The 12,066-nt window shown below is 65.3% G+C and carries 5 protein-coding genes, 2 tRNA genes and 1 pseudogene; 6 read left to right on the forward strand and 2 right to left on the reverse strand.

The window, feature by feature from the left end; all coding sequences use genetic code 11:
• Nucleotide 1 precedes the first annotated feature (1 nt).
• Nucleotides 2-75 (reverse strand) — tRNA-Cys (locus QNA08_RS02045).
• A gap of 132 nt (nucleotides 76-207) precedes the next feature.
• Between QNA08_RS02045 and QNA08_RS02050 the strand changes: the two genes are divergently transcribed.
• Nucleotides 208-283, forward strand: a tRNA-Asn gene (locus QNA08_RS02050).
• Between the two features lie 392 nt (nucleotides 284-675).
• Here the strand turns inward: QNA08_RS02050 and QNA08_RS02055 are convergent.
• Nucleotides 676-970: pseudogene (locus QNA08_RS02055) on the reverse strand (IS110 family transposase); the annotation flags it as partial.
• A 446-nt stretch (nucleotides 971-1,416) separates the two neighbouring features.
• Here QNA08_RS02055 and QNA08_RS02060 point away from each other — a divergent pair.
• From QNA08_RS02060 to QNA08_RS02080, 5 genes are all read left to right on the forward strand, one after another.
• Nucleotides 1,417-2,451 (forward strand): helix-turn-helix domain-containing protein, encoded by a 1,035-nt coding sequence (locus QNA08_RS02060; RefSeq protein ID WP_283739009.1) that lies wholly within the window; start codon nucleotides 1,417-1,419, stop codon nucleotides 2,449-2,451.
• Nucleotides 2,421-4,406, forward strand: coding sequence for a ShlB/FhaC/HecB family hemolysin secretion/activation protein (locus QNA08_RS02065; protein WP_283739010.1), 1,986 nt, complete (start codon nucleotides 2,421-2,423; stop codon nucleotides 4,404-4,406). The genes QNA08_RS02060 and QNA08_RS02065 overlap by 31 nt, the downstream gene beginning before the upstream one ends.
• A 17-nt stretch (nucleotides 4,407-4,423) precedes the next feature.
• Complete coding sequence (locus tag QNA08_RS02070; protein WP_283739011.1) at nucleotides 4,424-10,036, forward strand: YDG domain-containing protein; 5,613 nt, start codon at nucleotides 4,424-4,426, stop codon at nucleotides 10,034-10,036.
• Nucleotides 10,037-10,125: 89 nt separating this feature from the next.
• Nucleotides 10,126-10,608, forward strand: a complete 483-nt coding sequence (locus QNA08_RS02075; RefSeq protein WP_283739302.1) for an invasion associated locus B family protein — start codon at nucleotides 10,126-10,128, stop codon at nucleotides 10,606-10,608.
• A 717-nt stretch (nucleotides 10,609-11,325) separates the two neighbouring features.
• Complete coding sequence (locus QNA08_RS02080; RefSeq protein ID WP_283739012.1) at nucleotides 11,326-12,042, forward strand: alanyl-tRNA editing protein; 717 nt, start codon at nucleotides 11,326-11,328, stop codon at nucleotides 12,040-12,042.
• The last annotated feature ends 24 nt before the right edge of the window (nucleotides 12,043-12,066 follow it).

Here is a 12,066-nt window from a genome sequence, read left to right on the forward strand (position 1 = left end):
TTGGAGGCCTCGCCCGGAATCGAACCGGGGTGCAAGGATTTGCAGTCCTCTGCGTAACCACTCCGCCACGAGGCCTCGCCGCGGCGGTTCATAGCAAAGGGGGGCGGCAGACTGCAACCGTCATCGCGATGTCGCGACCGACCTGTTGATGATCAATACGCCCCCTTGCGCACCCAACGCCCTTGGGCTATCTGACCGCCATCGCGTTCCCCGATAGCTCAGTTGGTAGAGCGTTCGACTGTTAATCGAATGGTCGCAGGTTCGAGTCCTGCTCGGGGAGCCATTTCAGACCGAAACTGCCAACGCCAAGCGCCGCAGTTTCCACTCTAGGCTTCTCGCCAGACGCGACGAGTGCCGGGAGAAGCCGGCTCCGACAGCCTGCTATCCGAATTTCATCCGTTCCGACCTCGGCTCGTTGCACGAGCTGCTGGATGCCGTTCCGGCGGAATGAGCCATCGGTGTCGCGCATCCGTTCCTCTGCCGCCGCCGCGGCCGTACGCAGCGCCTCGGGCGTGACCACGATCCGCTACCTCCTTCGGCCTTCCGCCCGTTCGATGTCCGCCTGGGCTGCATCCCGAATTCTCATCAACTCCGCGATTCGCCCCTTGAGATTGGAATCGGTCAGATCGGCCAACCCGGCCTCGATCGCCTCTTAGAGCCGCGTCAGCTTGTTCTCCGCACATCCCGACGGTCGGTCTTCACGATCGTCGCCGAGAGCGCCGCCTTCACGTGGCGCGCCTCGAGCAGCGCCGCCTCGCAACCGGGCTTCACCAGGGCCGCATGAAGCCATTGCGACAAGGGGCCGGCCTCCGGGCCAACGCGTGCCAGCGGCCCCCAGCCTGCGGAGAAAGCCGGTCAAGGCCTCCGGCTCGCGCGCCACCTTGGCCTTGCACGCGATGCGTCCCGTCGCATCGACGATGCAGAGGCAGCCCTGTTTCAACGACACGTCGATCCCGGCATGATGATTCATGGCGCCCCTCACCGATGCTTGGGGCCGATCCGCGCGAACCCCGGCCAAAACCATCATTCCGAGGGATAGCCGCCTCGTCAGGCTACCACCGGCGGCAGGCCCACTGCAGCATCCAGACTCCATGGTCGCTTCGTCTGATGATCGCAGGCCCTCGCCGGCGCAGACGGCCCGCCAGGGGAGACTGTCGGTCCCTCTCCGCAGCGCACATGACCCTGCCGATGCCTGATAGCCCTTGCTCCTGGCCGGTTCGCCGTGTCACCGGTCGCGCCTTCCTGCGAAGATCGAGAGCTTGCGGGCGGGCGAAGCAAGCACGTTGAGCCACGCAAAACGGGAGGGGCCTGACTCTCGGGAAGCCGCCGGCAATGGCGCTACAGACCAACGGTGCTATAGGCGACCTTGCTAGACGCCGCGAGCAATGTCCAGCTGAACGGAAAGAGTGGTGGGGGATGGGACAGGCAAAGTCGGGGCAGAAGCTGCCCTATTCGTTCATGGACACGAAGGGGATGTCCGCAAAGGAGGCCGGCGCCGCATGGGCGGAGAATATCGGCGTCATGTTCGATACAAAGTATCATGAGTTGCCCTCCGAGGGGTTCCATGCCCATGCGGGCGGGTACATTCTCGGTGAATTGATCATCGGGACCGGGAAGTCCGTCGCCCAGAACTTCGACCGATCGCGCTATCGCATCGGCCGCGACGGGCTGACCCATTACCTTCTGCAATATTACCAGCGCGGCAGTTGCGGCCGGCGAGACGGCGGATCCGGCGATCGAACCAGGCCGGGCGATCTGTTCATCACCGATCTGGCTCAGCCATTGGCGACGGCTGCCAGCGACTTCACCAATCTCAACCTCATTGTTCCGCGCCGACTACTTGCTCCCCTCCTGCAAAGACCGGATGAACACAACACGCGCATCGTTCGGGGCAACAATCCCCTGGTCGAGTTATTCCTCAATCATTTGCAGTCCTTGTTCCGGATGGCTCCCGCCATGACGCAGGACGAGGTCGGGCTGCTGATCCAGCCGACGCTGCAATTGGCTGCGGCGGCGCTCAACGGCACCGCAGACGAGCAGACGCAGGCCGGAGTGGACATCGGCCTCTTCGATGAAGTCTGCCGCCACGTGAACGATCATCTCCTTCATCCGGACCTGTCGGCGGAACAGGTTGCAAGCCGCTTCGGCATGTCAAGGCGCAAGCTCTACTATCTCTTTGAGAAAGTTGGCGGTTTCGTCTCCTATGTGCAGGAGCGGCGCCTCCACCGTGTGCGCATGATTCTTCTCGACCCTGCTCACGCGCACAGGACGATCATGGACATCGCCGAGGAGCACGGCTTCTTGCATCGTCCGGGGTTCATTGCAGCGTTCCGCCGCCTTTATGGCCTGACGCCAGGCGAGATGCGGGCCCTCGCCATGCGGCGCGACACCGAGGCAATCGAATCCGGTGATCATGTCGAGTGGCGCAACTGGATTGCCCGCCTGCGTTAGGCCGGCTGCACGCAACAGAACCTCGGGGCGCCCCGGTTTGCACGCCACGGAACAAGTGCGGGGCCGGCCGTTTCATCGCGTTGCCTTTTCCCGCGCTACCCCCCAATTGCCCACGGCACAGGCTCGGGGCCGGAAGACAGCCATGGGAGATGAGGCTGGGCGGCGGTGCGACGGCGCCTTCCTGGAAAGCCGCCTGCCCCTTGTCTGGGCCTGCCTTTTTCAGGAGGGATGTTTTCGTGCAACGGCGCTCCGGTTTCCTGTGTGTCCTGCTGAGCGGAATCGCCCTCCCTGCCTTGGCACAGGATGCGGGCTCGCTCTTGCGCGAGCGGCAGCGCCAACAGGAATTGCAGCGGCTCGAGCGCCCGCCTGAACCGGAGGCGGACCGGCCGCTGCCGGCACCGAGCAGCCCGCTCGAGCGCGGGGCCACCATTGTCGTCCGTGAAGTGCGCTTCACGGGCAAGGTTGGCCTGCTCGAGGAAGCCGTGCGGGCGCGGATCGCGGCGAGTGCGAAGGGCAAGCGGCTCGGCCTGCAGGGGCTGCAGGCGCTCGCCGACGAGGTGACCGCTGCCCTTCAGAAGAAGGGCCGCTTGCTGGCGCGCGGAATGCTGCCGCCGCAGGATGTCACCGAGGGCGTCGTCATCATTGCGATCGTCGAGGGCGCGCTCGAGCGGATCGAGTTCGAGCGCGGGGCGAATGTCCGCACGCGCGAAGGCCTGCTGCGCGATATCGGCGACGGCCAGATCCGGGTCCATGACGTGACGAAGGCCGATCTGGAATCGGCCCTCCTGCGCATGAACGATCTGCCCGGCGTCACCGCGAAGGCCAGGCTCACGCCGGGATCTGTTCCCAACACCAGCCGGCTCGTCATCGGCGTCGAGCAGGCTCCGATCTTCTCCGCCACGCTCTGGGGCGACAATTCCGGGAGCGCTTCGACCGGCCGGGCAGCAGGCAATGCCCAGGCCAGCCTCACCGACATCACCGGCCATGGCGACCTCACGCGGCTGAGCGGCACCATCTCGGAAGGCCAGCAGTTCGGCCAGGCGGCATTCAGCCTGCCGCTCGGCGCCACGGGCTTCGCGGTCAGCGCCCAATATGGCTATCTCGCCTACCGCAACATCGACAATGTGGGGCGCAGCCTGGACCTCGAAGGCTACGCCCATTTCGCCGGCTTCGGCCTGGACTACAGCCTGATCCGCTCACGCGATTTCAATGTGCGGCTCTCGGGCGGCCTCACCCGGAAGGCGCTCGTCGACAACAGCCTCGCCGGGAGGCTGCAAGACAAGCGCTCCCTCGCCGGAACGCTCGGCATCAACGGCGACATGCGCGACAGCCTGCTCGGTGGCGGGCTGACGAGCTGGTCGCTCGCCTGGACCTTCGGCGATCTCGATCTGTCGCGCGTCCCGGCGGCGCTCGCCGTCGACCAGGCCGGGCTCGGGACGCAGGGCGCGTTCCAGCGCGTCAATGCCTCTCTCTCCCGGCTGCAGGACCTGCCGGGGGATTTTTCCCTGTTCGGGCTGCTCTACGGCCAGTGGGCGAACAAGAACCTCGACTCGTCCGAGGACTTCGCCCTCGGCGGCCCTTATGGCCTGCGCGGCTGGCCCGTCGGCGAAGGCCGCGGCGACATGGGTGTCCTGGGGACGCTCGAGCTGCGCTACGACGCGCCGGTGCCGACGGTCTGGGGCGCGCTGCAGTTCGCCCTCTTCCTCGATGCCGGGCAGGTCTGGGTCAACGAGAGCCGGAACGGCGTGGCGCTCACCACGGCCTGCGGCTGCAACGCCTACAGCCTGGCAAGCGCCGGCCTCTCGGCACGCTGGACGCGGGAGGCATTCAGCCTCGCCGTCACCTGGGCGCACGGGCTCACGGACAATCCGGGCCGTTCCAGCCTCACGGGCGCCAATGCCGACGGCGGCAGGGGGCGCGACCAATTCTGGCTGCGCGGCGCGCTGAAGTTCTGAACCTGCGGGGACGTGTCATGAACAAGGTTCACAAGCACATCTGGTCGAAGACACTGCAGCGGCTCATCGTCGTCCCCGAATGCGCGAAGGGCAGCCAGGGCAAGAAGGGCGGGCGGCGCGGGCCCGCCGTTGCGCTGGCCGCCACCGCCATGTCCACCTTCCCCGCCTGGGCGCAAAACGTCCTGCCCACCGGCGGCCAGGTCGTCTCCGGCGCCGCGACGATCGCCACCAGCGGCAGCGCCATGACGATCAACCAGGCCTCGGACCGGATGATTGCCAATTGGCAAAGCTTTTCCATCGGTGCCGGCAATTCCGTCACCTTCAATCAGCCGGGGGCGTCGTCCGTCGCGCTTAACCGCGTCGTGGGGCAAGCCCCCTCGCAGCTTCTGGGCTCGCTCAATGCCAACGGCCAGGTGTTCCTCATCAATCCCAACGGCGTCGTCATTGGCCAGGGCGCGAGCGTGCAGACTGGCGGCTTCGTCGCCTCGACGCTCGGGATCACGAACGAGGACTTCCTGAAGGGCAACTATCGCTTCACCGGCTCGGGCGGCGCCATCGTCAATCAGGGCAAGGTCAGCGGCAGCGTGGTGGCACTGATCGCGCCGAGTGTCACCAACGAGGGCACGATCAGCGGCAACACGGCGCTCGCCGCCGGCACCGACGTGCTGCTCGATTTCGACGGCGACGGGCTTCTCTCGGTCGAGGTCAAGGCCTCCACCGTCCGGACTCTGGTCGAGAACAAGGGCCTCATCCGGGCCGACGGCGGCACGGCGATCCTCACCGCCAAAGGCGCCTCCGACGCCATGAAGGGCGTCGTCAACAACACAGGCGCCATCCAGGCGCGCACCCTGGCCAGGAAGAACGGGCGCATCCTGCTCCTGGGCGACATGCAGCACGGCGAGGCGCATGTCTCAGGCACGCTCGACGCCTCCGCACCGAACGGCGGCAACGGCGGCTTCATCGAGACCTCGGCCAAGAAGGTGAAGGTCGCCGCCGGCGCCCGGATCACCACAAAGGCGCCCACCGGCCAGACCGGCACCTGGCTCATCGATCCGAACGACTATACAATTGCCGCGTCCGGCGGCGACATCACCGGCGCGGCCCTTTCCGCTCAGCTCGCCAACACCAACATCACCATCCAGAGCGCGAACGGCGCCACCGCCGGCAACGGCGACATCTTCGTCAACGACAGCGTGAGCTGGTCCGCCAACAAGCTGACGCTGTCAGCACATCGCAACATCGTCGTCAATGCGGCGATGAATGCCAGCGGCACGGCGGGGCTGGCGCTCGAATATGGCCAGGGCGCCGCGACGGCGGGCAATACCGCCACCTACACCGTCAACGCGCCCGTCAACCTCGCCGCGACCGGCAGCTTCTCCACCAAGCTCGGCAGCGACGGCACGGTCAGAAACTACACCATCATCACTGATGTCAACGCACTGCAGAACGTCAGAGCCAACATCTCCGGCGATTACGTGCTGGGCAGTGATATCGACGCCTCGGCCACGGCCACCTGGAATTCCGGTGCGGGCTTTGTGCCGATCAATGGCTTCAAGGGGGGCATGCTCGGTTTCACCGGCATCTTCGACGGATTGGGCCATGCGATACACGACCTGAACATCAGATTCACCGACAATGAAAGCGGATTGTTTGGTCGGGTGGGCAGTGGCGGGGTGATCCGCAATGTGGGCCTGATCGGCGGCACCATAACCGGACAATACGATGTCGGGGCCCTGGTTGGCCGGAACGACCTCGGCACGATCAGCAACAGCTATTCGACCGCTTCCGTCGCCGGAACCTCAGCGGTTGGGGGGCTGGTCGGGCATAACGCTCAAGGCACCGTGCAGACAAGTTATTCGTCCGGATCAGTCAGTGCTAGTTCCAATGAAGCCGGCGGCCTGATCGGGCTTAATGTCCGCGGAACGGTCGAAACGAGCTACGCAACAGGCTCCGTCAGTGGCGTCCGCTTTGTCGGCGGGCTGGTCGGTCGCAACAATTACGGCACTATCCGCAATTCCTACGCCAAGGGCAATGTTTCCGCCAGCGATAACATCTATGGCCAGGTCGGCGGCCTTGTGGGCGATAATCTGGGAACCATAGCAAATAGTTATGCCACCGGGGATGTCGCAGTCAATCTGGGCTATTACGTAGGCGCTCTGGTTGGCAATAGCTATAGTGGTACGGTGAGTTCCAGCTTCTGGAAAGTCCAGAGCTGGGGCGCGCGCGGCTGTGGCTCCAGCGACTGCGGCACGGGCTTGACCACGACGCAGATGCAGGATCCCTTCCGTTTCATCGATGCGGGGTGGGACTTCACCAATATCTGGACCCGATCCTACCTCTTCGACAACGACCGCCACATGATGCTGCGTTGGCAGGGCGGCGGCTGGCTCTACGACAGCTTCGTGCGGGTTTCGGGCAACGTTTCCAAGACCTATGGCGGCCCCAATCCTTCCCTTGATCCAGTGGTCACGGCCGCCGGAAAGGTCTCGGTGAGCTTGGGGGGCGCCGTCAGCCCCACGGCAGGCGCCGGGAGCTCTTATGCCTGGACCGACGCGAATGTGCTCTCCTTTTCCGGGGGCGGCAGGACCTATACCGTCATCGGCTCCGGCGGCCTGACCGTCACCAAGGCGCCGCTCACGGTGACGGCGAACAACGCCGCCAGAACCTATGACGGCCAGGCGTTCCCGGGCGGCACCGGCGTCACCTATTCCGGCTTCGTCAACGGCGAGAACGCCTCGGTGCTCGGCGGCAGCCTCGTCTATGGCGGCTCGGCCCTGGGGGCGAAGAACGCCGGAACCTACACCATCACAGCCTCGGGTCTCTCCGCGCAGAACTACGACATCACCTATCTCGGCGGCCAGCTCACCATCAACCCGGCCGCGATCACCGTTTCCACTTCGGATGTGGTGAAGACCTATGACGGCACGACGCGCGCCAACGGCGCTGTCGTCCTCGCCTCCGGACAGCTCTTCGGCACCGATGCCTTGAGCGGCGGCACCTTCGCCTTCGCCGACAAGAATGCCGGCACCAACAAGACCGTCAGGGTCTCGGGTGTCACCGTCAGCGACGGCAACAATGGCAACAACTATGTTGTCAGTTATGCCGACAACACCACCAGCACCATCAACCCCGCCGCGATCACCGTCTCCACGGCGGACGTGGTGAGGACCTATGAAGGCAACAACACGACGACGCCTTTCGGCAGCGGCATGACGACGAATCTTGGCAGGCCCGTCGCCGTCTCCGGCCAGCTCTACGGCACCGACAGCCTGAGCGGCGGCATCTACGCCTTCACCGACAAGAACGCCGGAACGAACAAGTCCGTCACCGTCTCGAACGTCACCGTCAACGACGGCAATGGCGGCAACAATTACATCGTCACCTACGCCGACAACACCACGAGCACGATCAACAAAGCCCCGCTCGAGGTCGCTGTGCATGCCCCTTCGAAGACCTATGACGGCCAGGCGTTCTCGGGCGGCAGCATCTTGACTTATGGCCTGATGCCCGGTGATGATGTTTCCGTCCTGGGCACACCGGTCTTCGGCGGCACGGCGCAGAGCGCAACGAATGCCGGAACCTACACTGTCACGGCATTCGGCTTCTCGCCGCAGAATTACTACATCTTCAGTAATCGATCAGGCACCCTGACCATCAACAAGGCGCCACTGACCGTCACGCTGGGCAGCGATGCCAGGACCTATAACGGGCAGGCTTACAGCGGCGGCAATGGCTGGACCATCGGTGGCTTCGTCAACGGCGAGAACGCCTCGGTGCTCGGCGGCAGCCTCGTCTATGGCGGCTCGGCGCAGGGGGCGAAGAACGCCGGAACCTACACCATCGCCGCTTCCGGCCTGACGGCGCAGAACTATGACATCACCTATGTCAGCGGCCAGCTCACCATCGACAAGGCCGCGCTGACAGTCACCGCCAATGACGCCGCCAGGACCTATGACGGACAGGCGTTCTCGGGCGGCAACGGCGTCCGCTATTCCGGTTTCGTCAACGGTGAGAACGCCTCGGTGCTCGGCGGCAGCCTCGTCTATGGCGGAACGAGCCAGGGCGCGAGGAATGCCGGAACCTACACCCTCACCGCCTCCGGCCTGACATCACAGAACTACAACATCACCTACCTGGACGGCACGCTCACCACCAGCAAGGCGCCGCTCACGGTGACGGCGAACAACGCCGCCAGAACCTATGACGGCCAGGCGTTCCCGGGCGGCACCGGCGTCACCTATTCCGGCTTCGTCAACGGCGAGAACGCCTCGGTGCTCGGCGGCAGCCTCGTCTATGGCGGCTCGGCCCTGGGGGCGAAGAACGCCGGAACCTACACCATCACAGCCTCGGGTCTCTCCGCGCAGAACTACGACATCACCTATCTCGGCGGCCAGCTCACCATCAACCCGGCCGCGATCACCGTTTCCACTTCGGATGTGGTGAAGACCTATGACGGCACGACGCGCGCCAACGGCGCTGTCGTCCTCGCCTCCGGACAGCTCTTCGGCACCGATGCCTTGAGCGGCGGCACCTTCGCCTTCGCCGACAAGAATGCCGGCACCAACAAGACCGTCAGGGTCTCGGGTGTCACCGTCAGCGACGGCAACAATGGCAACAACTATGTTGTCAGTTATGCCGACAACACCACCAGCACCATCAACAGGGCGGTAATTTCCACGATCACCGGCATCTCTGCCGACAAGACCTATGATGGGACAACCGCCGCGACGCTGAACACTGTTGGCGCCGTGTTCAACGGCATGGCCGCGGGCGATCATCTCACCGTCGCCTCGGGCACCGGCGCCTTCAGCGACAAGAATGCCGGAGCGGGCAAGAGGGTGACCATCACCGGCCTGTCGCTCGGCGGGGCGGACGCCGGGAACTACGTGCTGGCCTCGACCACCGCGACGACGACCGCCGAGATCGCACGCGCAACCGCCGCGCTGTCCGGCTTCACGGCCGCCAGCAAGACCTATGATGGAACGACGGCCGCCACGCTTATCAACGCGGGCACGCTGATCGGTGTGCATTCGGGTGACAGCGTGTCCTTCACGCATGGGGCGGCGACCTTCTCCGATAAGAATGCTGGGACGAACAAGACCGTCACGCTGAACGGCGTGACGCTGACAGGCACGGACGCCGGCAACTACATGCTCGCCAGCCCCGCCACGACGACCGCAGACATCGCCAGGGCAGTCATCACGGGGATCAGCGGCATCACCGCGAACAGCAAGTCGTATGACGGAACGACGCTCGCCAAGCTCAACACCGTCGGCGCCCTGTTCTCGGGAGTGTTTCCCGGCGACAACCTTTCCATCGCCTCGGCCGTCGGCCGTTTCGCCGACGCCAATCCGGGGCAGAACAAGCGTGTCGACATCACCTCGATCGTCCTCGGCGGCCCGGACGCCGGCAATTATCGCCTCTCCGGCACGATGGGCCTCACCGCGACGGCGGATATCAATACGGTCATCGCGCCCCCACTCACGCCTCTGCAGATCCGCAGCGCGAGTCTGACCGATGACGACCCCGACGCTCTGGCGCGTGGGATGTTCACGCTCCCCGTGCACGACCTGCTGGCGGCCAACGACGTGGTGATCGACCTCGGCGCTGTCACTGGGCCAACACCTTGACTGAGCCGGATCAGGCGATCCTTCGCGAGAGGAACAAGATGAAGTTGCCCCGTGTGTCGAAGTCGGTGATCTCTCTTCTTGCGGCGGGCATGGCGATAGGCCTTCCGGCCTTTGCCGCGCCGCTGCCCGGGGGAGCGGGATCGCTGGTCGAGACCTACCAGGACTGGGTGGTTGCCTGCCAGGCGCAGAACAACGTCACGACCTGCGTCATGCGGCAGGTGCAGAGCAACGCTCAGACCGGCCAGCATGTCCTGACCGCCGAGTTCCGCAATGCGGCGGATGGAAAGCTCGAGGGCGTCCTGCTCATGCCCTTCGGCCTCGCCCTGGCCCAGGGAGCCGCAGCCAAGATCGACGAAAACGCAACCGGGCTGACGCTCTCCTTCTCCACCTGCATGCCGCAAGGCTGCATCGCGCCCGTCAGTGTGGACGCCGCCACGGCTGGCAAGCTCAGGTCGGGGACGACGCTCAACGTCTCCGCCGCCGCCTTGAATCCGCCTCAACCCGTCCGCTTCAAGGTTTCGCTGAAGGGGTTTTCCTCCGCATTGAGCCGCATCGTGGAACTGACGAAGTGAGCGCCAGGGAGCGGCTCTGGTCGACAAGAGTCGCTCCCAGGCCGGAAGGGCGAAAGCCTTGCCTGCGCTGGCGCGGGTCGCCTCCGTCAGCTGCACCACCATCAGGGACACGACCTCGTTGCGACACGATGCACTCGGAACCTCAGGGATGAGCAACCTCCTTGGATTCCACACCTAGGGCGCATCGCGACTGGCGGCGCGGTAGCGGCCGTAAGCGACCTTGACGAGAAGCCCTTCGTCGCACATTCGCGAAAGATGGCAGCGCGGAACGCCAATGTCGGTCAGGTCCTTTGTGCGCACCTCACCCTTCTGCAGGGCGAGGGCGACAGTGCGTTCTCTCAACGCCGGCCTGGGTCCGCCGGCCTGCCGAATCCGCGCCGCACGGTCGCGATCACGCTTCCGCATCCTGACGGCGGGCTCTGGCGGAGACTTGAGGGGAATATCGCATTCGTGGTTCGCGGTTTCTTTGGTCCCCGGGGAGCCATCCAGAAGGGCCGAGCCCCTGCCCGGCTTCTTGCGTTTCGGCGCCCATCATCCCAGGGACCTTTCGGCGCCCGCAGGCGCCCGGCTGCAGATGCTGCGTTTCGGCACCGTGCTCCGGGCACTTGCGCGATTCCCGGTCTGCAAGCGCGGCGCAGCGGCCGAACGCGGCTTCCCTTGCTATGCGTCGGCTGTCCCCCTACCGTCGGCGCACGATCACAAGGACCTTGAGGAAAGATGCCGGCGACTGCGCTCCTGTTCCGCGACGACGCCTATCTCGAGCACTGCACCGCCACGGTGACGGGCGTCACCGACCGTGGCGGAATCATCGTCGACCGCACAGTCTTCTACGCCCAGGGTGGCGGACAGCCGGGAGACAAGGGCATTCTCGTTCGGGCTGACGGAACCCGGCTGCCCATCGCCACCACCGTCTACGGCGAGGACCGCAGCGATATCGTCCATGTTCCCGAGTCATCCACTCCCCTGCCCTTCGCCGGTGAACCCGTCACCCTCGAGCTCGACTGGCCTGTGCGGCACCTGCGCATGCGCATCCATACCGCGCTCCATCTCCTGTCCGTCGCCCTGCCCTATCCCGTGACCGGTGGCGCCATCGGCGACGGCGAGGGTCGCCTCGATTTCGACATCCCCGAAGCCGGGCTCGACAAGGACGAGATCACGGAGAAACTCAATGCCATGATCGCGACGGACGCGGAGGTGCGCGAGCGCTGGATCACGGACGAGGAGCTCCTCGCCAATCCCGGGCTCGTGAAGACGATGTCGGTGAAGCCGCCGATGGGCACGGGCCGCGTGCGCCTCGTCGAGATCGCCGGGCTTGATCTGCAGCCCTGCGGCGGCACCCACGTGCGCCGCATCGGCGAGATCGGCGCCGTCGCCGTCACCGCCATCGAGAAGAAGGGCAAGCAGAACCGGCGCGTGCGCATCGCCCTCGCCTGATCGGCCGAATGCCCGTCCCCCGCG

Origin of the sequence: Chelatococcus albus (assembly GCF_030067675.1) — a bacterium.
GTDB classification, from domain to species: domain Bacteria; phylum Pseudomonadota; class Alphaproteobacteria; order Rhizobiales; family Beijerinckiaceae; genus Chelatococcus_A; species Chelatococcus_A albus.

Bases quoted from the DNA above. Each gene is read 5' to 3' on its own strand.
- QNA08_RS02060 (WP_283739009.1), top strand. From the start codon at position 1,417: ATGGGACAGGCAAAGTCGGGGCAGAAGCTGCCCTATTCGTTCATGGAC.
- QNA08_RS02070 (WP_283739011.1), top strand. From the start codon at position 4,424: ATGAACAAGGTTCACAAGCACATCTGGTCGAAGACACTGCAGCGGCTC.
- QNA08_RS02075 (WP_283739302.1), top strand. From the start codon at position 10,126: ATGGCGATAGGCCTTCCGGCCTTTGCCGCGCCGCTGCCCGGGGGAGCG.
- QNA08_RS02080 (WP_283739012.1), top strand. From the start codon at position 11,326: ATGCCGGCGACTGCGCTCCTGTTCCGCGACGACGCCTATCTCGAGCAC.